Genomic DNA, 22,019 nt, shown 5'->3' with positions numbered 1-22,019 from the left:
AAGAGTATTTCAAATGAAAAATCAAAGTGTAAAAAATAATATTGATTGGATAAGTGTCTTTATCTACATTGCGCTGGTAACTTTGGGTTGGCTTAATATTTACTCGTCTTCTTTGTTATCAACTGATGGAACGTATCAAAAACAGCTTATTTTTATCTGCTGTACTATTCCGTTGATATTTGTAGTGCTTTTTGTTGATGGTAAATTTTACGAAAAATATGCCAGTATCATATTTGGAGTTTCCCTATTATCTCTTGCCGGATTATTTCTTTTTGGAAAAACCATCGCAGGACAGCGATGCTGGTACGCCATAGGAAGTTTCACTTTACAGCCATCTGAGTTTGCAAAAGCCGCAACTTCTCTTGCATTGGCCAAATATTTGAGCGACACGCAAATCAACTTAAAAGAAACCAATAGACAAATTCAAGCTCTGGCTATTATGCTTTTGCCTGTAATATTGATTTTACCGCAGCCAGACCCTGGAAGTGCCTTAATCTACAGCGCGTTCATCCTTGTTCTTTACAGAGAAGGTTTGCCTTCTTGGTATGTGTGGACAGCATTTATAACCATTGTTCTTTTCGTTCTTACTTTAGTTCTAGAACCATATGCCGTGATTGGAATGGCTTTTATCGTATTAGCCATTATACACTTCAAAGGCAGAGTTGTTGACAGAAATATCATTTTAAGCGGAATTTTATTAGTCCTAATCTCTGGATTCGTTTTCTCTGTAGATTATGTATTTGACAACGTTTTTAAACAGCACCACAGAGACCGTTTTAATATTTTACTTGGTAAAACCGTAGATATGAAAGGTATTGGATACAATACCAACCAATCTGAAATTGCAATTGGTTCTGGCGGATGGATTGGAAAAGGTTTTCTTGAAGGAACACAAACCAAAGGAGGATTCGTACCTGAACAGCACACCGATTATATCTTTACTACTGTTGGTGAAGAATGGGGTTTTGCAGGATCACTGGTAGTAATTTTACTTTTTACTGGCCTGCTGCTTAGAGTTATTTATTTGGCAGAAAGACAGAAAACAAAATTCAGCCGGGTTTACGGATATTGCGTAGCCGCAATTCTCTTTATCCATTTCTTTGTAAACATTGCCATGGTAATTGGAATTTTCCCAACAATCGGGGTTCCTCTACCCTTCTTTTCGTATGGAGGCTCTGGACTCTGGGGATTCACCATTTTGCTGTTTATTTTCCTTAAAATGGATGCCAATAAAGTGAATGAATGGTAATGGCTTATAAATATCCAATTTTTATCCCGAAGCCTCGGAATAAATTCCAAATAGAAATTACTTTGTGTCAACAACTAAAATAATTTAACCTAAAAGCTGTAATTACGTTTTAAAAACTGATTACAGCTTTTTTTGGTTTCTATTATGATTTATCTGCTAAGAAAAACTATAGTATTAATGGAAATGGTTACACTCAGCTTTAATAACAAGCATAAAAAAATCCGAAGGTAAAACTTCGGATTTCTTAATTATATTCTTTAATTAAATTTCTTCACTTGGTCTCTTTTTCAAAAGCTTCAATATAACTGGGAAAGTTGAGATTATAATGATAATAATGATGATATATTCAATATGTTTCTTTAAATCTATTCCTTGTTTCAAGAAAACGCCATATAAGTAATGTCCTGCGAAAATTAATATAAATGACCAAAGAAAAGAACTCAAAACATTATAAAACATAAACTTCTTTCTGTCCATCGAAACGATCCCGGCAACAATAGGTGCGAACGTTCTGAAAATTGGCAGGAAGCGCGCATATATGATTGCCTTTCCTCCGTATTTTTCAAAAAAATCTTTTGATTGAAGCAGGTATTTTTTCTTAAACCAGAATGTATCCTCTTTTTTAAACAGATAATAACCGCTTTTTGCTCCAAACCAATAACCAGTCATATTACCCAAAACTCCCATTATAGCAACTGCTGTAGCAAGCAGAAACACATTTACAAAATCATTTGGAATATAAGCAACATTTTCAATTAGATCACGACTGTAAATACCTGCTAAAAAAAGCAAACTATCTCCAGGCAGAAAAAAACCTGCAAAAAGTCCTGTCTCAGCAAAAACTATAAACAGAACAATAAACAACCCAATTTGAAAACCGCCGACACTTAAAGTAATATAAAATTCAGGGTTTAGTAACTGGGTCCATTCAAAATTATTCATAAAACGAGATTGGTTATCTTTATAGTTCGTGAAAGTAACAATAATTTACTTTAACCACAATAAAATGCGGGATTTTAAACATAAATTAACTATTAAAAAAAGCCCAGACTTATTTGTCTGGGCTACTTTTTACACTATTCTCTTACATACTTGCAACAGCTGTGAAGGTTGTCATAATCTTCAGTTGTCGCTTTAACTTCCTTAGTATCATGACCTGCCTTTGCAATTGCTTTGTTTAAATCTGAAGGAGAACATTTCTCTTCGTTTAAAATAACCGAAAGCTGATGCGAACCTACATCCCAGGTTGCCGTTTTTACGCCCGGAACAGCATAAGCCGCTTTTTCTATTCGTTTCTTGCATTGTTCGCAGTTACCGTTTACCTCTGTTGTGTATTTTAAATTCTTATTTTTTTTAGTTTGAGCCTGAGCCGAAAAACCTAAAAAAACCATCATTGCGATTAAAACTATTTTGTTCATTGTATTTAATTTTTATTGTTGTTGAAATTTTTATTTAATTTTAAATCTAAGTCCTGCATAATACATCTGCCCAAAAATAGGAGCGTATGCGATTGATGCATCAAAATTAGGTCCAAAAGGATCATTTGCTCCTAAAATTGCTTTTTGCTGTTTATAATTTCCAATATTTTCTCCTCCCACATACACTTCAAAAACCGATGAAAAAACTCGAGTCACCTGAGCATTCATCACCGCATACGAAGGCGAAAAATCCGGAAACTGATCTTCAGCAGGATTTGATGCCGTGTAAGGAAGCTGCTGTTTTCCTGACCAATTATAAGTAAAATCAAACTTCCATTGTTTGTCGTTGTTCAAAGGTGTTTCATATTCTAAATTTCCTAAGAAACGATGTTTTGCTTGAAGCGGACGTTGGAATGCTCCTCTTAAATAATCGGTTTGAATGTCGTAATATTTATAAGCTGTTCTTAAATTCAAATTATGGATCAATTCGTAATTAAACTCAACTTGAAGACTGTTTGCAAAAGAACTTCCTTTCAAATCGTAAAACAAAACTTGCTGCGGGCTCTGCATCACATCTACAATAGCCTGATTTTGGAAATCTGTTCGGTACAGATCAAAACCTGCATCGGCATTTCTATTGAAAAGACGGAATTTTTGAGAAAAACTCACGCCATAATTCCATGCAATTTCAGGATTCAAACCGTATACTTTTCCGCTAGAATCTAAAACCGAAAAAGTTCTTGAACTGGCAAAAAGCTGCTGATTCTCGGCAAAAATATTTGCAGAACGCTTTCCTCTTCCTGCAGAAAAACGAACTACTCCATTCTTCCAAGGATTATATCTCATGTGTAGTCTTGGCGTAACAAAAAGCCCTAATCGGTTATGGTTATCAACCCTTCCTCCTAGAATTAAACTAAAATTGTCTGTATTATCATAAGTATATTCAAAGAAAGCTCCTACCGAATTATCAATTCTGCTAACGTCTGCCAGATTTACAAACTCCTGATATTGATCGTACGTAAAATTCAGACCCGTTGAAAATTTATGCATCGTATTATTGATGATGGAATTGAAGATCAAATTAGAATAAAAGCTATTTTGCTTAATATCATACTGATTTAAACCATAATAAGAGTCTTGCTTATGGCTATTAAAAGCATTTTGAAAACCAATGCTCTGATATGGCATATCTTTGAATACATATCCAATTTTTGTTGAAACATCAAAACGTTCAGTATTGATTTCTGACCCCCAATGATTGGTAGTTCCGCGATCACGATCTTTATCAAAATCTAATTCTCCAGTTTGTTTTTTATCATTCATATACCTGAAATTGATAAAACTCACCAAACCGCTTTCTGGATTATAATACTGATAACGATTTAAAACATTGATTTGTTTCCCTAACGGATTATCCAGAAAACCATCTTTATTCATATCGTTTTTTGCTACACGCGCATTTCCGTGAACAAATAAGCTGGTCACCCATTTATCTGATAGTTTTTTATTGAAATGAGTATTTAACTCAAAACGAGAATCTGTCGATCCGTAAGCATTCAAAAAGAAAGGAATATCGCTTAACGGTTTTAAAAGTTCTGTGTTAATCTGGCCCGAAATACTTTCGTAGCCGTTTACAACACTCCCTGCGCCTTTTGTAATCTGAACACTTTCGATCCAAGTTCCTGGCGTAAATGACAATCCATAAGCTTGAGACGCTCCTCGAACAGAAGGAATATTTTCTTCTGTAATCATTAAATATGGACTCGTCAGACCTAGCATTTTAATCTGCTTAGTTCCTGTCAAGGCATCAGAAAAATTGACATCGATTGATGGATTGGTTTCAAAACTTTCGGCCAGATTACAGCAAGCCGCTTTAAGCAGTTCTTTACTGGTGATTACAGATGTATTGGCTGTTACGGAAAAGGATTTTTTAATTCCCTTTTGCTTTTTCGTGATTTTTACTTCTTGCAGATCTTCTTGCGAAAAGGCAGAAAAAGAAAGCAAAACCATTGCAAAAAGCATTATATTTTTTTGCATATAAAATTGATTTTAATGTTGAAATAGAATTACATTTCTGTTTTCCTCGCAAAGCGAAAGACATCAAAAATGTAAGCGCAAAGCCTTAATCAAGACTTGCGGTGCATCTTAACATTAAAATCAGGAATAGAAAATATACTGATGGTATAATTTAAATAAGGGGGGCGCATTCGCATCAGCGTAATACGAAAGAACTTCTTTCTTTTTAAAATTTGGAACTTCTAAAAAGACTAAAGGTTTATAATCTTGTATAACTGCTGGGAAAGCAAATTGGAAAAAGAAGAATTTGATTGTTGCATTGTCTGATTTCTTTTCGAAATGAACAACTTTGTCTTTGCAGCAAGAGTTCTTTTTCTCTTTAGAACCGCAACATTTCTTTTCAACAACAGGTTCTGCTGTCGTTTTTAAAGAAACTGAAGCAATTTCTCCGCCACAATAATGCACATCAAAAGCAAACCCTATATTGGAAACCAATAAAAGGAGCGCTAAAAATAAACCTGTGCACTTTTTCAAATTCATACTGCAAAGCTATTTAAAAACTGCCGATAAAAAACTAAAACAAATGTTATTTTTTAGTTTTTTGAAGCTGATAGTAGAATCCTGGAATAAACAAAAGGGCTAAAATGGGCTGAATTAAAAATCTGCGCACATAAAAAAGAAGCCAGCTGCCATCTGGAAAACATTCCAAAATGATATAAAATGCTATTAGAAAAATCACTAAAAACACGCTGTAAACCAGAAGGCTGAATTTAAAAATATCACGATCCTCAAACAAAGCATAAATTAGCCAAAGGCATAAAGCTGAATTTAAAGAATAGCGAAAAAATAGCCCTGCAAAAAGTTTCAGGTTTTCTACTGGCGGGTATGGGATGGATTGGAAATCGGCATTAAAATACACCAGAAAAGGATCATAAAACAATTTCTTTTCAAATGTTCTAATTAAGGCCAAACCTATTACCACAACAATTGCAGTAAAGATTTTAAATTTATTCTCTTTTAATTTATTTAGCATATTTTGAAAATCTATTGACCCAGAAAATCCATAAAATAAAAACATATCCGTAAATCATCAATGGAAAAAAAGTTCCATGCAGAAAATGGGTGTATTGCGGAAAGTGATATACAAGCAAAATCAAAAGCGAAATCCTAATGACATTCAAAATATAAATCGATATAAGCCCAAACACTATAAACAGCAATGTCTTTTTAAAGTTTCCTGAAAAAGCAGCTACAAAAGAGACAAAAAGTATCATAACGCTTACGGCATTGCAACCTTCGGTAATGAGCGCTATAAATCTCCCATTTAAAATAATTTCCTGCCACGGATTTTGAGAACTTTTCTGAATGATTACATCGTAATTTAAAAGCTTTAGCAATTGTTCAGAATTTCTGCCTGCCATCATTGTTACACCATCAAGATCTTCTGCCTGATAGCTATTTAAATAAAACTTATAAAGCAGCGTAAAGACAATGTAGGTCAGAAAAAAGATGCTTATAAAAATCAGGAATGGCTTAAACTGGACTAAATATTTTTTCAAGAGATTTTTTTTTCAAATTTATATATTTTTTGAGTTCAGCTTTAAATACTTTTGTATAAAATTAAATATCATGACATTTCAAGAATTACAACCGCAAATAAGCAGTATTATTACTGACAATCAAAAAAATAGAGACGAAAAATTATTAGCAATCTGCAAGCTTTTAAACGAAAATATAGAGTACTACAATTGGGTTGGCTTTTATTTTGCCAATCATGACACTAAAACTTTACACTTGGGACCTTATATTGGTGCAGAAACAGACCACACCGTTATTCCGTTTGGAAAAGGAATCTGCGGTCAAGTTGCCGAAAGCAATGCTAATTTTGTAGTGCCAGATGTTAAAGCACAGGATAATTATATTGCTTGCAGTTTGACTGTTAAATCAGAAATTGTAGTGCCGCTTTTTGTTAATGGCGTAAATATAGGTCAAATCGATATTGACAGCCACGTTATTGATCCCTTCACAGAAGCTGACGAAAGATTTTTAGAATTTGTAAATCAAGAAGTTGCTAAATTATTCTAGAAGCGCTATTTTTAAGATAAAAAATAGAACTGAATGAAAAGGAACGTTTTACTCTTACTGCTTCTGATAATTTCAGTCAACCTTTCTGCACAAATTAGCATGGTCTCCAAAAAAATCTTTTTAGACTCCCTAAATCATGAATGCACGCCTGAAAATTATGCTTACACAAGGGTAATTACCAATTATTCTCAGAAAAGCACCCGTTATGTGGTAACTGATTTCTACAAAAACGGAAGAAAAAAAATGACAGGATCAACCTTAGATCGCGATGTTCTAAAAAAAGACGGAGAGTTTATTTACTACTATAAAAATGGCGCGAAAGAATCTGTTATAAATTATTCGGAAGATCATAAAACGGGCAAAGAGATTTGCTGGTACGAGAATCAGAGTAAAAAATGTGAAAAACAGAATGTCTGGGATCCGAAGGCAAAAAAACTTCAGATTCTGATCCTTAATTATTGGGATGAGAATAAAAATCAAACGGTAACAGACGGAAACGGAGATTATAAAGAAACAGATCTATTTGTAATGCAGAAAGGAACTCTGAAAGACGGATTAAAGCAAGGCGTCTGGGAAGGAAACGACAGTTCGCGAAAAATTACGTTTGTTGACCATTATGATAAAGGGGTTTTAATTTCGGGGGTGAGCACCGATGCAGAGAATGTCAAATTTTCTTATTCTTCTTTAAGCGAAAAACAAACTGGCAAAAAAAATCAGAAGCTAAAGTAGAAATCGTATTAAATTAAGCCAAAAAAAATGGTCGTAAATCTTTAAAAACAAATTTCTTAGGCGTAATTTTTAGATTCTTTTATTTTTTTTTGATTTTTCTGTTTTTTTAATCTAATTTTGCACCCGTCTTACAAAAGTTGTATGACATACATAAAAATCATTAAAACAATATTGGAATGTATTTAACTAAAGAAAAGAAAGAAGAAATCTTCGCACAACACGGTGATGCAAAAAACACTGGAAAAGCTGAAGGTCAAATCGCGTTGTTCACTTACAGAATTTCTCACTTAACTGAACACTTGAAAAAAAATCGTCACGATTACAACACTGAGCGTTCTCTTGTACTATTAGTAGGTAAAAGAAGAGCTTTGTTGGACTACTTGAAAAAGAAAGATATCAACAGATATCGTGAGATTATCAAAGTATTGAATATCAGAAAATAATCAATATAGAAAAGAGGTGCGAGAGTGCCTCTTTTTGTTTTTACATCATAGCTATTTATAATAAGCATATTACAAGAAAAAAAGTTTGGTTTTTCATTGGGTTTTAGATAACAACAACTACACACAACAACAACTACAACACAACTAAAACCCATTGTATAATCAAAAAGGAAAAATTTATGATTCCACAAGTTTCACAAGAAATTATCGATTTAGGAGATGGAAGAAGCATCTCAATCGAAACTGGTAAATTAGCAAAACAAGCCGATGGTTCAGTTGTTGTACGTTTAGGAAACTGTATGCTTTTGGCAACAGCAGTTTCTGCAAGAACATCTAACCCAGGTGTTGACTTTTTACCATTAACGGTAGATTACCGCGAAAAATTTGCTGCTGCAGGACGTTTCCCAGGAGGATTTTTCAAAAGAGAAGCTAGACCTAGCGACAGCGAAGTATTAACAATGAGATTAGTAGACCGTGTATTGCGTCCGCTTTTCCCAGACGATTACCATGCTGAAACTCAGGTTATGATTCAATTAATGTCTCACGATGACAATGTTATGCCAGACGCATTAGCTGGTTTAGCAGCATCTGCAGCATTAGCTGTTTCTGACATTCCATTTTACAACTTGATTTCTGAAGTGCGTGTTGCGCGTATCGACGGGAAATTGGTAATCAATCCAAGCAGAGAAGAATTAGAAAAATCTGATATCGATATGATGATTGGAGCTTCTATGGATTCTGTTGCCATGGTTGAAGGTGAGATGAAAGAAATCTCTGAAGCCGAAATGGTTGAAGCGATTAAATTTGCTCACGAAGCTATTAAAGTTCAAATTGTTGCACAGCAAAAATTAAGAGCAAAATTAAGCTCTCAAGAATACAGAACATACGAAGGTGAAGTTGAAGACGAGGCTGTTTACGCTAAAGTAAAGACTGCCGCTTACGACAAATGCTACGCAATTGCTCAAGAAGCTTCTGGAAAAGCAGAAAGAGGCGAAAAATTTGCAGCAGTAAAAGAAGAAGCAAAAGCTTTATTTACTGAAGAAGAATATGCTGAAAATGCAGACCTTGCAGGTTTAGTTGGAAAATACTTCTACAAAACAAACAAAGAAGCAGTTCGTAACGTAATTCTTGAAAAAGGAATCCGTCTAGACGGTAGAAAAACTACAGAAATTAGACCTATCTGGTGCGAAACTGATTACTTGCCATCTGTACACGGATCTTCTTTATTTACTCGTGGAGAAACTCAAGCTTTGGCTACTGTAACTTTAGGAACTTCTAAAGAAGCTAACCAAATCGATTCTCCATCTGAGCAAGGTGAAGAAAAATTCTACTTACACTATAACTTCCCTCCTTTCTCTACTGGTGAAGCAAAACCATTAAGAGGAACTTCAAGAAGAGAAGTTGGTCACGGTAACTTAGCTCAAAGAGCTCTTAAAAATATGATTCCTGCAGATTGCCCTTACACAATTCGTGTTGTTTCTGAGGTACTAGAATCTAACGGTTCTTCTTCTATGGCAACGGTTTGCGCTGGAACAATGGCTCTTATGGATGCTGGTGTGCAAATGACAAAACCAGTTTCTGGTATCGCTATGGGATTAATTACTGATGGTGAGAAATTTGCTGTATTGTCTGATATTTTAGGAGACGAAGATCACTTAGGAGATATGGACTTTAAAGTAACTGGAACTGCTGATGGTATCACGGCTTGCCAAATGGATATCAAAATCGAAGGATTGCGTTATGACATTATGGAACAAGCTTTAGCACAAGCTCGTGACGGACGTTTGCATATTTTAGGAAAATTAACTGAAACTATCGCAGCGCCAAGAGCAGAAGTTAAAGCTCATGCACCAAAAATCATTACCAGAACTATCCCTGGAAACTTTATTGGAGCGTTAATCGGACCTGGCGGAAAAGTAATTCAAGAATTACAAAAAGCTACTGGAACTACTATCGTAATCAATGAAGTGGACGAGCAAGGTGTAGTTGAAATCTTAGGAACTGATCCAGATGGCATTAAAGCTGTATTGGCTAAAATCGATGCATTGACTTTCAAACCACAAGTTGGCGAGGCTTACGAAGTTAAAGTAATCAAAATGCTTGATTTTGGAGCTGTAGTAGAATATACTGCTGCACCAGGAAACGAAGTATTGCTTCACGTATCTGAGCTGGCTTGGGAGCGTACAGAAAACGTTGCTGACGTAGTTAAGATGGGAGACGTTTTCCAAGTGAAATACCTAGGAGTTGACCCTAAAACTAAAAAAGAAAAAGTGTCTAAAAAAGCACTTGTTCCAAGACCTCCACGTGAGGATAAAAAAGAGTAATCAGATCTTAGTTTACTAAAGGTTTATTTATAGAAAACCCCGTTTCATGATTATGAAACGGGGTTTTTCGATTTTTGCATTTACTTTCCATTCTAAAAATCAAACGGTTAAAATATTAAGCTACAACGTTTTCAGCAAACACATTATTGATTAAATAGTGCTGTTGGTTTAAAAATCGATGCTGTTGGTTTAATTTATTTTTTAACAAAACCTCATTAACATAGTTTTATATGGAAAATAGCCACATAAAAAACTAAAATATTGATGAGAAAGGATATTGAAAGGTTAAGAATTAAAACAATACTATTTATTATTATCTCTTTTAAATTCAAGCTAAACTGTAAAAATCAATTATTAAAGAATACAAATTACTCAACAGTAATTTTCATCCTGCTCCTTTCAATTAACAGTTTTTCTCAAACTAATGCCAAAAAAGAAGTTTCCAATTATTTTGACAAAGCAATTGGCAAAGCAATTTTAAATATCAATAATGGCAAAATCCATATTGATCCTTACAATTTAAAAAATAGCCACAACTACTATTTAAATAAAAACTTTGTTAACGGATCTGTTTTTTATGACAATCAATTGTACGAAAATGTTTTAATAAAGTACGACATATACAAAGACGAGCTTGTCAAATCATTTGAGAATAATAATGCATTCGGAATAACTCTCATAAATGAAAGAACAGATTATTTTTTAATTGATGATAAAAAATTTGTCAATATTGACAATAAATATAAATATCCTAAAGGCGTTACAGGATTTTTTGAAGAAAAATACTTAGGCAAAAATATCTCCTTATACATTAAGTATTTTAAAACTGCTAAAGAAGTCATTATTGAAAATACTTTATATTCCGAATTCAAAGAATATAGTGATTATCAGCTTTTTTACAATTCGAAATTTTCACCTGTAAACACGCAAAAAGAAATTCTCAACATATTTCCTGAACTAAAAAAAGAAATAAAAGAATATTACAAAAAAAACAGACTTCTAGAAGAAACAAACAGGTATCAGTTCAAAGCAGATTTAATAAAATTTATTGATAACAATTTATAAGCTCTATTCGTAAATCTAAATGAAAAAACAATTTATCTTCTGTTTATTTTTGTTACTGCCAATCTTTCTTTTTTCTCAGGAAAAAAATGTTTCTATAGAATATTCAAATGTAACGCGAAGAAAAGCTATTGAAATACTCGAAAAAAACACTTCTTTCCATTTTTATTTTAAGAACCAATGGCTATCAAACAATGAGCTTATTTCTGGCGAATTCAAGAACACCTCTATTTCAGTAGTTTTAGACGCTATTTTGGTTAACACAACCATAAATTATATTATTGATAACAACAATATTATTCTAAGTGATGGTCTTTTAATCTCAAACAACATAACTGAAAGTTATTTTGAAAACACTGACGACAAAAGCAGTATTAAGGCCGCTAATTCACAAATTGTCCCTATCTATAATAAGCAATATTTAAATGATTCTAAGAAAGATTCGGACTCTATTATTTCTCTTGGAAAACAATCTTTAATAAATGCGGCTCAGACCTATACCCTATCTGGCTACATTAAAGACAGGGTTTCAGGAAAACCAGAATACAATATCACCATTAAAGTAAAAGACAAAGACATAAGCACAACCACTGATGCAAATGGCTATTACAGTTTTAGAGTTCCAGCAGGCATTAATATAATCGAAACGCAATCTATCAGTCATCAGCCAAAGACTAAAAAGATTGTACTTTACAACAATGGAAAAGTTGATTTTAATTTAGACGAAAACGTAAATGCTCTTAAAGAAGTTGTCATCGAAAACAAAAAAACTAGAAGTGTAACCTCAGCAGTTACTGGCCTCACAAGCATTGATATCGAAAACATTAAAAATGTGCCTCTGATTTTGGGCGAAAGAGATATTTTTAAAGTTGCCACAACTCTTCCGGGGATAAAAACAGCAGGAGAAGGCTCTGCCGGTTTTAATGTGCGTGGAGGAAAAGACGATCAAAACTTATTTTTATTAGACAATGCTTCTTTATACAATCCTTCTCACTTTTTGGGCTTCTTTTCTTCGGTAAATCCATTTACTACTAAAACAGCCGATATTTACAAAGGAAGCATTCCTGCCGAATTTGGAGGGCGCCTTTCTTCTGTTTTTGATATTAAATCTAAAAGCGGAAATGCCGAAAAAGTTTCTGGGGAAGCCGGCATTGGCCCTGTAATGAGCAATGTTACACTTGAAATTCCGATCGTAAAAGGAAAATCGAGCTTATTATTTGGCGGCAGAGCCAGTTATTCTGACTGGATTCTGAAAGCTATTAAAGATCCCGAATTAGACAATAGTCAGGCTTCTTTTTATGATTTGCTTTTAAAATACAATCACAAAATTACCCAAAAAGACGAATTGGAAACCTCTGTATATTATAGTCATGACAAATACAGCATCAATTCAGATTCCATCTACAAATACAGCAACTTATTGGCAACCGTAAAATGGGATCATGATTTCAGCACAAAAAACAAATCTTCATTAATTGTTACGAATAGCCAGTATAAGTTCAACATCGACTATGATTCTCAACCTGAAAAATCATTTGATTACGGCTATAAAATCAATGAAACTCAGTTTGTTTTTAAAATGAGGTACAATCTGAATGAAAAGCATTTGTTTAATTATGGCATTAGCAGCAAGTTATACAATGTTAATCCTGGTTTTCTGAAGCCAACAGGAGACAACTCTCTAATTAAAAATATTACACTTGAAAAGGAAAAAGCTTTAGAATCGGCTTTATTTTTTACCGAAAATTACAAAGTCAATGATCAATTTTTAATTAATATCGGTTTACGTTATTCTTTTTATGCTGCACTTGGCCCTTCTACGCAAAACATTTATCAGGATGACCGTCCTAAATCTGACAGAACTGTTATCGATGCCAAGACCTACACCAACAATGAGTCCGTAAAGACTTATAGCGGTTTTGAACCTAGAGTTTCAGCCCGTTATTTTATACTTCCGGACTTATCCGTAAAAGCAAGTTTTGACAGAACCTATCAATATATGCATTTGCTGTCAACAAATACCACGCAATCTCCAATGGATGTATGGAAACTTTCAGATTTAAATACTGAGCCGCAATCTTCCAATCAATTCTCATTGGGGCTTTTCAAAAATATAATTGACAAATCGTTAGAACTAAGCGTCGAAGGTTATTATAAACGCTCTAAAAACATTTTAGACTATAAAGTCGGCGCTGAATTATTCTTGAATCAAAATATAGAAACCGAGCTTCTTCAAGGTGAAGGAAAAGCTTATGGAGTTGAATTTTTAATCAAGAAAGAAAAAGGGAATTTTAATGGATGGTTAAGCTATACGTATTCGAGAGCCCTTATAAAACTTGACAGCAGGTTTGATGCAGAAAAAATAAACAACGGAGATTATTTCCCTACCAATTATGACAAGCCACATGATTTTAGCGCTATTTTGAACTATAAATTCACAAAGAGATACAGTTTGTCGACGAATTTTGTTTACCAAACCGGCAGGCCCGTCACTTTTCCAATCGGATCTTATGATTTGACAGGAGAGCAATTTACCTTATACAGTAATCGCAACCAGTATAGAATTCCAGATTATTACAGATTGGATATTGGTCTCAATTTTGAAGGAAATCACAAAATAAAAAAACTCGCACATAGTTTCTGGAATCTTTCAGTCTACAATGTTCTGGGAAGAAACAACCCTTATAATGTTTATTTTGTTACTGAAGACAGAAAAATCAAAGCTTATAAAACATCTATTTTTTCTGTTCCGATTCCGACAATAACATATAACATCAAATTTTAATTCATTTATCTTATCAATATGAATTTATCCATAATCAAAAAAATGACGTTGACCTTTTTTGCATTTGCTGTTTTGTCAAGTTGCACGGAACAATACGTATATCAGGATCAAGATTTTGAAGATGCTCTGACTGTTGAAGCCACATTAACGAATGAATTAAAATTTCAGGAAATAAATATTTCGCGAACAAGACCCGTTAATGATACCGTAAAAATAATCGAATCTGGAGCTAATGTTACTGTTGTTGATAGCGATGGAAATGTGTTTGCGTTTGATGAAAAAGATGGAAAGTATGTTTCTGCAGATGAATTTAAAGCTGAACCAAATAAGACCTATCAATTAAAAATAACAACCAGTTCCGGAAAATCATATATTTCTTCCACTGAAGCTTTGCCTACGCAAAACACTATTGATCTGGAAACAGCAATCGCAAACAAGGATGGAGTTAGGGGCGTTCAGGTAAACGTGAAAAGTTTTGACCCTACCAATACTTCCAAATATTATCGCTATGAATATGACGAAACTTATAAAATAATATCTCGATATGCGATCGATGAACGCATCAAATTAGTGCAACAAAACGGCCACTACATTTACCAGAAAGTTCCTGTTGAAACAAATATTAAAGTTTGCTATACAACAAAACATTCTACAGGAATAAGACAAACTAATACAGTCGATTTAGCTGAAGATCGTGTAAACTACGCTGTTCGTTTCATTAAAGATACAGACTATATGCTAACAAATCGGTACAGCATTTTGGTTTCTCAATTTACTCAGAACCAATCTGCTTACGATTATTATTATAAATCAAAAAAAATAATTGATTCAGGAGAATTATTATCTCCAAATCAGCCTGGATATGTTGTGGGAAACATAAAATCGACAACAGATTTTCGCGAAAAAGTTGTTGGCTATTTTGAAGTTGCATCTGTCTCTAAAAAAAGAATCTTTTTTAGTTTCAAAGATTTTTTTCCTTCAGAAAAACCAACCGAGTATTTCACAACTTGCGATGCCAGATTCTATGGCTTTGATGAAATACAAAGTAATAATTATGACATACTTAAAACACATGAATATATTGGAGATGGTCCCGGAATGACACCAACAGGATTCTACATGGTTGAAAAAGTATGCGGAGATTGCACATCATTTTCTTCTAACGTAATACCTTCATTTTGGGAAAATTAAACATCAAAATCGCTTTTCTGCTGCTATTAGTAAATTTTGCTTATAAAAGCAGTGCTCAAAATAATATTGTTTTGGGCACAGAATCATTATTAGTTAAAACTAATACCTCGACAGTCTTAACCGGAGAAACATTATACTATCAATTATTCTGTTTGAATAAAACGAATGTGTTTTCTGACATCAGTGAAATTGCCTATATAGAAATAATTAACAATAAAAAAGAAAGTGTATTTAAAAATAAAATCAGTCTGAAAAACGGAATTGGATCTGGCGATTATTTTATCCCAACGACACTGCCAACCGGAAACTATAAACTTATAGCATATACGAGCTGGATGTTAAACAATAGTCAAAATAACTTTTTCGAAAAAGACTTTACTATCATAAACCCATTTCAGGAACGCATTAGTATGACAATTGACACGACTTCTAAAAAACCTGATGTTTATAAAAACCTATCCAACAACATTCTTTTGAGCCTTAATAAAGAAAAATATTCTAAAAGAGAAAAAGCTACTCTTGTAATACCAAAAATACTGGACAGGGGAAATTACTTTTTAAATATCAGAAAAATAGATTTTATGTCTACAAACACAAATAGCGAAACTATTAGCACTGATTTAAATTTAAAACAAGAAATAAAAGTGCTTCCAGAAACAAGAGGCGAAATTATAACCGGATATATTACTCCGAAAGCCGCAAACTCTAATTTAGATTCTAAAATAGTTACATTATCTGTTCCGGGAAAAAATTTCATTTTCAAAACAACTAAAACAGATAACAGCGGAAAATTCGTTTTTCTAATCGACAAACAAACCAGTACATCAGACTGTTATGTGCAGTTATCAGAACCTGATAAAGAAAATTACGCTATTGCAATAGACAAAACACCAAGTCCTGATTTGTCAAATTTAATGTTCTCCAATAAGACATCTATTTCTGGTAAAAATTTAAAAGCGATTCAGGAGCGCTCATTGGCAACTCAGATAGAAAACGTTTATTTTTCTGAGAAAAAAGACAGCATTATTGAAGCCGCTCGTACAGATTTCTTTTTTCAGCCTACCGAAAAAAAATATAATCTTGATGATTTCGAAAGATTTAGAACGTTTAAAGAAACAATAATAGAAATTGTTATCGAACTTAATTTTAAAGATTACAATCAGATTCCAGCACTATACTTAAGCGATTCCAAATACAACATCATACAATCTCCTGAACCTTGTCTGGTTTTGGTTGACGGATTACAAATTCAGGATATTAATGCCTTGTTAAATTACAATGCCTATCAAATTCAAAGCATTAGCGTTGTTAACAGACCATACTGCTATGGGCCAAAAATATTTAACGGAATTGTGAGTATCATTACAAAAAATAACGATTTTGCCACTGTTTATACTGATAAAAATATTTTCAAAACATCTATCTTAAGACCAGAACCTGCAAAAGATTATTTTGAACCAAAATACGAAACCTCCAATACGCTTAACAGAATTCCCGACTATAGATATCAACTGCTTTGGAAACCCAATATAATTTTTGAAAATAGTGACATGAAAATCCCTTTTTATACCTCTGATATTTCCGGAGATTATGAGATCATCTTAGAAGGAATTACTAATGAAGGCAAGTATGTTCATTTTTATAAAACATTCAAAACGGAATAATCTCAGTTTGCTAAAGGTTTATTTATAAAAAACTGCAATACTTAATCGAATTGGGCTTTTCAATTTAAAGAAAAATTATTTTGTAAGATTTAATCGTTAAATCTAAAAAATGGCTACAAATGTCATTTAAGCCGAAATTTTGGTTAAAAAATATACCATGAATATATTTTAAAACAAATTCCATAGCATTTTTATTACATTTTAACAATATTACGTGATTTTTGTAACATTTTTTTAATACTTTTGGAACCAATCAATCCAAAAACAAAAAAAATCACATTTCCTTTGAAAAATTACAAAAAAAAAGCGATTTCCCTATCGCTATTTGCAAGCCTGTTAAACATATCGTATGCGCAATCACAATCTGCTGAAAAATCCTCACTATACGATTACTTCGACGAAACCGTCGGAAAAGACAATTTAAATATCAATAATGGAATCGTTCACAGCGAACCATTTCGTCCGATAGCTGGAAAAAACAGATATTACACAGAAGAGTTTAATATTGGCGATATCAGTTTTGAGGGCCAGATTTATTCTAATGTCAATCTTAAATATGACATTCTTCTTGATCAGGTCATTTATAAGCAGAATGGCTCTTCAGAAAATTTACCCATAAACCTAATTACCGAAAAAGTCGATTATTTTTTCATAAAGAACAAAAAATTTGTCAACCTTAAAGAAGAGTCGATAAAATTCCCTTCTATCATAAAAGGATTTTATGAGGAAACATACATTGGAGACAATGTTTCTCTTTACATCAAACATACTAAAGAAAAAGTAAAGTCCCTTCAGGCAGATGTAATCTATTATAATTTCATTTATAAAATCGACTACGTTTTAAAATACAACAACTACTTCTATAAGGTTGAAACAGAGAAGGATTTCAAGAAAATTTTTCCAAATATTAAAAAAGAAATAAATAATATTTATAATACCGATAAAAAATTAGAACGCTCCAACAAGCCTCAATTCATGGAAAATCTAACGAAACAAATCAATGGTCTTTTAAAAAAAAGTTCTAATTAAATGAAAAAAATTACTCTTATTCTATTTTTACTATCCTTTCAACAAATTATATACTCCCAAGTAATTAGCGACAAAATAACGGTTGAATTTAAGAATGCAAATATAAAAACTGCTATACAGGACATTGAAAAAGTATCCTATTACAAATTTTATTTTGATGAAAAATGGTTTGAAAACGATAGCGTTTCTATAACTAAACAATTTAAAGAAGTTAAAATCGGCGAAGTTCTTGAAGACGTTTTTCAGAACACAAGCTTTAACTTTTATATTTCTGAAAACAAAGTTATAGTAACCAATAACAGCATTATTTACAATCAATTAGCTGACGATTACTTTGGCATCCCGATTGAAAGAGACGAAAACGGGCAGATTACGCCTATATTTTATCAGCAGTACGACTCGATAAAAAAGACAAACTCTCGAAATCCAAACAAAAATATTCGAGATCTTGTCCTTATTGGTAAAGAAGTCAAAAACCAAAAAAAGAAATCTACGTATACATTATCTGGATTTATAAAGGGCGGAAAAAACAATTCTGGCCTTGCCAATATAGTTGTAAAAATTCCTAATTCTGAATTCTCAGCCGTAACGGATAAAAAAGGATACTATAGCCTGCAAGTTCCTGGAGGGCTAAACGTTATTGAGACAGAAAGTTTTTCCTACAACAAGGTAACCAAAAACATAATGGTTTATAATGACGGCGCATTAAATCTTTCGTTGACAGACAACATCAACCAGCTTGATGAAGTGCTTATCAAAACCAATAAAAGCAAAAGTGCAAAATCTGCCATAACAGGCGTAACAACTATTGATTCTGAAGGAATTAAAAATGTTCCTTTAGTTCTGGGAGAACGTGATATCCTTAAAGTTGCCCTCACTATGCCTGGAATAAAAAGCGCAGGAGAAGGCTCTGCAGGATTTAACGTTAGAGGTGGTAAAGAGGATCAAAATTTATTTTTGCTAGATCATGCTACTTTGTACAATCCGTCGCATTTCTTTGGTTTTTTTACAGCACTAAATCCTTATACAACAAAAAAAGTAGACATTTACAAAGGAAGTATTCCTGCCGAATTTGGAGGAAGATTATCATCTGTTTTTGACATCTCATCAAAAAGCGGAAATGTAAACGAATTTCAAGGCGAAGGCGGTATTGGCCCAGTTACCAGCAATTTAATGCTCTCAACTCCAATTGTAAAAGGAAAATCTAGTTTAATTGCAGGAGGAAGAGCAACATATTCAGATTATATTTTAAAAAGTCTAGATGACGAAAATTTAAAAAATAGCCAAGCTTCGTTTTATGATTTAATCCTAAAATACAATCATAAAATAAACGCTAATAATGATATTGAGTCTACCTTATATTACAGTCACGATAAATTTAGCGTCTCTTCAGATTCTTTGTACAAATACAGCAATCGTTTAGCAACGCTAAAATGGAATCATACTTTTAATGAAAAAAACAAAGGTTCGCTGATTGTTACAAATAGCGAATACAAATTTAACATTGATTACCAGTCTGAAGGAGTAAATAATTTTGATTTTGGCTACAAAATCAATGAGACTCAGGCAATGCTGAAAATGAATTACCTGTATAGCAATAAACACAAAATCAGCTATGGTCTTTCAACAAAATTATATGCTGTCGATCCAGGGTATTTAAATCCAAAAAATCCGCAATCTACACTGATTCCAATTGATGTTGAAACAGAAAAAGGTTTAGAATCTGCCGCATATATTGGCGACAATTTTAAAATAAGTGATAAATTCCTTCTGGATTTCGGTTTGCGCTATTCTACTTTTGCTGCCTTAGGTAAATCTGATCAGCGAATTTACGAAGACAATCAGCCTATAAGCGATGCCACGGTAATTGAAACAAAAACGTATGGCAATAATGAAGTAATTAAAAGATATGGCGGGCTAGAGCCAAGGCTTGCCGCGAGATATTTCCTTACAGACGATTTTTCTGTACGCGCAAGCTATGACAAAACATATCAATACATTCATTTATTATCTAACAACACCACACAGTCTCCAACCGATATTTGGAAACTGTCAGATTTGAATGTTAAACCAGAAAGCGCTCAACAAGTGTCTTTAGGCTTCTATAAAAACTTAAAAAATGGCGACGTTGAACTTAGTTTAGAAGGATATTATAAAAGATCTAAAAACATTCTAGATTACAAAGTTGGAGCAGAATTACTGCTTAATGAGAATATTGAAACCGAACTGTTACAAGGAGAAGGAAAAGCGTACGGCGTAGAATTTTTAATTAAAAAACAGGTTGGAAAGTTAAACGGATGGCTTGGCTATACGTATTCAAGATCATTAATAAAACTTGACAGCCAATTTCAGCAGGAAAAGGTAAATGACGGAAAATATTTTGCCTCTAATTTTGACAAGCCACACGACTTCAGTGCTGTTTTAAACTACAGAATTACAAAACGTTATAGTTTTTCTAGTAACTTTATCTATCAAACGGGAAGACCAATTACCTATCCGATTGGAAGATATGACTACGGAAACGAACAGTATACAGTATATAGCGACCGCAACAAGTTTAGAATTCCAGATTATTTCAGACTTGATATTGGTTTGAACATTGAAGGAAATCATAAAATAAAAAAATTAGCTCATAGTTTTTGGAATATTTCAGTTTATAATGTTTTAGGACGCAACAATCCGTATTCTGTATTCTTTGTTACGAAAGAAGGACAAATCAAAGCGTACAAAACATCTATTTTCTCAATTCCAATTCCAAGTATTACCTATAATTTCAAGTTTTAAAATCATGAAAAAATATCTATATAAAATATCATTACTATTACTTCTATCAGCTACTATTAGCAGCTGTACGGAGCAATATGTTTTTCAAAATACCGATTTTGAAAGCGCCCTTGTTGTTGAGGGAACTATAACAAACGAACTTAAAAATCAAACCATAAGACTTTCGCAAGTTTATCAGCTTGAAGAAAGCGGCCCAAGGCTTGAAAAAGGAGCAAATGTCTTTGTTACTGACGATAAAGGCAACGAATACCAATTTGAGGAAAAAGATACGATCTACTCTTCTATAACCCCTTTTAAAGCAGAACCTGGAAGAAAGTACCAATTAAAAATTAAGACAAGAGAAGGCAAAAACTATACGTCTGACGAACAGGTTTTGACAACTGAAACGAAAATTGATAATGTAACTGCTACAGCCGAAACTGTAAACGGACAAAGAGGAGTTCAAATTAATGTAAACAGTTTTGAGCCAACTAATACTTCAAAATACTATCGTTACGAATACACCGAAACTTACAAAATTCTTGCACCAGTATGGAGTAGCCAAGAAACTGTGATGGTTAGCATTCCCGCAATTCCTGCAAACCCAGATCAAGATTTTCCAGGTTCTCCTGCACGTGAAGACATCGTGCTAAGACTGAGAAACCGAGAAACCAGAACCTGTTTTTCTACTAAAAAATCAAGCGATATTATTTTGCATAACACAAACAGCCTTAGCGAAGATCGCGTGCATTTTCCTGTACGTTTTATTAGCAACCAAAACTATATCATTTCTCATCGCTATTCAATCTTCGTAAAACAGTATGTTCAAAATCTAGCCGCATACACTTATTACAAAACCTTGAAAGATTTATCGACATCAGGCGGAATTCTATCTCCAAAACAGCCTGGATTCTTTTACGGAAACATAAAATCTGTAGAAAATCCATCTGAAAAGGTTATTGGTTTTTTTGAAGTTTCTTCTGTCTCTTCAGAAAGAATCTTCTTTAATTATGCAGACTTGTTTCCAAAAGAGCCTTTACCTCCTTATTATGAAAGTGACTGTACAGTAAAAGAATTTGTAGATTGCGAAGGTCTTCCTCCTTGCAGCGGAATACAGCTGCGCGGAGCAATTAGGTCAAAAGAATTGGTTTTTGTATCAACTGATTATAATGGTAATTACGGAATGGTAAAACCAGCTTGTGGAGATTGCACATCATTTTCTTCTAATATTGTTCCTCCTTTTTGGGTAGATTAATCTTTT

Annotated in this window: 18 protein-coding genes; 12 read left to right on the top strand and 6 right to left on the bottom strand. The window is 33.3% G+C overall.

The genetic code is table 11. The annotated features are described in order from the left end of the window. The first annotated feature begins 13 nt into the window (after positions 1-13). A complete protein-coding gene (rodA, locus tag N4T20_RS06980; RefSeq protein ID WP_260672353.1) occupies positions 14-1,249 on the top strand; it encodes a rod shape-determining protein RodA in 1,236 nt (411 codons plus the stop codon). Between the two features lie 261 nt (positions 1,250-1,510). On the opposite strand, the gene N4T20_RS06975 is transcribed toward rodA, so the two are convergent. From N4T20_RS06975 to xrtF, 6 genes are all read right to left on the bottom strand, one after another. Then, positions 1,511-2,191: a DedA family protein gene (locus tag N4T20_RS06975; protein ID WP_260672352.1), complete on the bottom strand. Its 681-nt coding sequence runs from the start codon at positions 2,189-2,191 to the stop codon at positions 1,511-1,513. 134 nt (positions 2,192-2,325) lie between these two features. Next, a complete protein-coding gene (locus N4T20_RS06970) occupies positions 2,326-2,667 on the bottom strand; it encodes a heavy-metal-associated domain-containing protein (RefSeq protein WP_260672351.1) in 342 nt (113 codons plus the stop codon). Positions 2,668-2,697: 30 nt separating this feature from the next. Continuing rightward, positions 2,698-4,704 (bottom strand): TonB-dependent receptor plug domain-containing protein, encoded by a 2,007-nt coding sequence (locus N4T20_RS06965; protein WP_260672350.1) that lies wholly within the window; start codon positions 4,702-4,704, stop codon positions 2,698-2,700. A gap of 120 nt (positions 4,705-4,824) precedes the next feature. Then, positions 4,825-5,223 (bottom strand): HYC_CC_PP family protein, encoded by a 399-nt coding sequence (locus N4T20_RS06960; RefSeq protein ID WP_260672349.1) that lies wholly within the window; start codon positions 5,221-5,223, stop codon positions 4,825-4,827. Between the two features lie 46 nt (positions 5,224-5,269). Further along, complete coding sequence (locus tag N4T20_RS06955; RefSeq protein WP_260672348.1) at positions 5,270-5,716, bottom strand: exosortase F system-associated membrane protein; 447 nt, start codon at positions 5,714-5,716, stop codon at positions 5,270-5,272. Further along, on the bottom strand, positions 5,706-6,242 hold the full coding sequence (xrtF, locus tag N4T20_RS06950) for an exosortase family protein XrtF (protein WP_260672347.1): 537 nt from the start codon (positions 6,240-6,242) through the stop codon (positions 5,706-5,708). The genes N4T20_RS06955 and xrtF overlap by 11 nt, the downstream gene beginning before the upstream one ends. 70 nt (positions 6,243-6,312) lie before the next feature. On the opposite strand from xrtF, the gene N4T20_RS06945 reads away from it, so the two are divergent. The 11 genes from N4T20_RS06945 to N4T20_RS06895 all read left to right on the top strand — a co-directional run bounded on the left by N4T20_RS06945 (position 6,313) and on the right by N4T20_RS06895 (position 22,013). Further along, on the top strand, positions 6,313-6,768 hold the full coding sequence (locus tag N4T20_RS06945) for a GAF domain-containing protein (RefSeq protein WP_260672346.1): 456 nt from the start codon (positions 6,313-6,315) through the stop codon (positions 6,766-6,768). 33 nt (positions 6,769-6,801) lie between these two features. Then, positions 6,802-7,497 carry a hypothetical protein gene (locus tag N4T20_RS06940; protein ID WP_260672345.1) on the top strand — a complete coding sequence of 232 codons (696 nt, stop codon included), beginning with the start codon at positions 6,802-6,804 and terminating at the stop codon, positions 7,495-7,497. A 176-nt stretch (positions 7,498-7,673) separates the two neighbouring features. Beyond that, positions 7,674-7,940: a 30S ribosomal protein S15 gene (gene rpsO, locus N4T20_RS06935; RefSeq protein ID WP_012023524.1), complete on the top strand. Its 267-nt coding sequence runs from the start codon at positions 7,674-7,676 to the stop codon at positions 7,938-7,940. A 179-nt stretch (positions 7,941-8,119) separates the two neighbouring features. Continuing rightward, complete coding sequence (locus N4T20_RS06930) at positions 8,120-10,264, top strand: polyribonucleotide nucleotidyltransferase (protein ID WP_260672344.1); 2,145 nt, start codon at positions 8,120-8,122, stop codon at positions 10,262-10,264. Positions 10,265-10,528: 264 nt separating this feature from the next. Beyond that, positions 10,529-11,329: a hypothetical protein gene (locus N4T20_RS06925; RefSeq protein WP_260672343.1), complete on the top strand. Its 801-nt coding sequence runs from the start codon at positions 10,529-10,531 to the stop codon at positions 11,327-11,329. Between the two features lie 19 nt (positions 11,330-11,348). Beyond that, on the top strand, positions 11,349-14,111 hold the full coding sequence (locus tag N4T20_RS06920; RefSeq protein WP_260672342.1) for a TonB-dependent receptor: 2,763 nt from the start codon (positions 11,349-11,351) through the stop codon (positions 14,109-14,111). Positions 14,112-14,153: 42 nt separating this feature from the next. Further along, a complete protein-coding gene (locus N4T20_RS06915; protein ID WP_260672341.1) occupies positions 14,154-15,302 on the top strand; it encodes a DUF4249 domain-containing protein in 1,149 nt (382 codons plus the stop codon). Continuing rightward, the gene (locus tag N4T20_RS06910; protein ID WP_260672340.1) at positions 15,290-16,966 is read left to right on the top strand and encodes a hypothetical protein; all 1,677 of its coding nucleotides are present in this window, start codon (positions 15,290-15,292) and stop codon (positions 16,964-16,966) included. The genes N4T20_RS06915 and N4T20_RS06910 overlap by 13 nt, the downstream gene beginning before the upstream one ends. A 285-nt stretch (positions 16,967-17,251) precedes the next feature. Then, the gene (locus N4T20_RS06905; protein WP_260672339.1) at positions 17,252-17,995 is read left to right on the top strand and encodes a hypothetical protein; all 744 of its coding nucleotides are present in this window, start codon (positions 17,252-17,254) and stop codon (positions 17,993-17,995) included. After that, positions 17,996-20,779: a TonB-dependent receptor gene (locus N4T20_RS06900; protein WP_260672338.1), complete on the top strand. Its 2,784-nt coding sequence runs from the start codon at positions 17,996-17,998 to the stop codon at positions 20,777-20,779. It begins immediately after the preceding gene. 4 nt (positions 20,780-20,783) lie between these two features. Next, a complete protein-coding gene (locus N4T20_RS06895; RefSeq protein WP_260672337.1) occupies positions 20,784-22,013 on the top strand; it encodes a DUF4249 domain-containing protein in 1,230 nt (409 codons plus the stop codon). Positions 22,014-22,019: the final 6 nt, after the last annotated feature.

Origin of the sequence: Flavobacterium sp. TR2 (genome assembly GCF_025252405.1) — a bacterium.
Classification (GTDB): domain Bacteria; phylum Bacteroidota; class Bacteroidia; order Flavobacteriales; family Flavobacteriaceae; genus Flavobacterium.
Note: the sequence above shows the minus strand (reverse complement) of the source record. Positions and strands in the feature narration are given on the sequence as shown.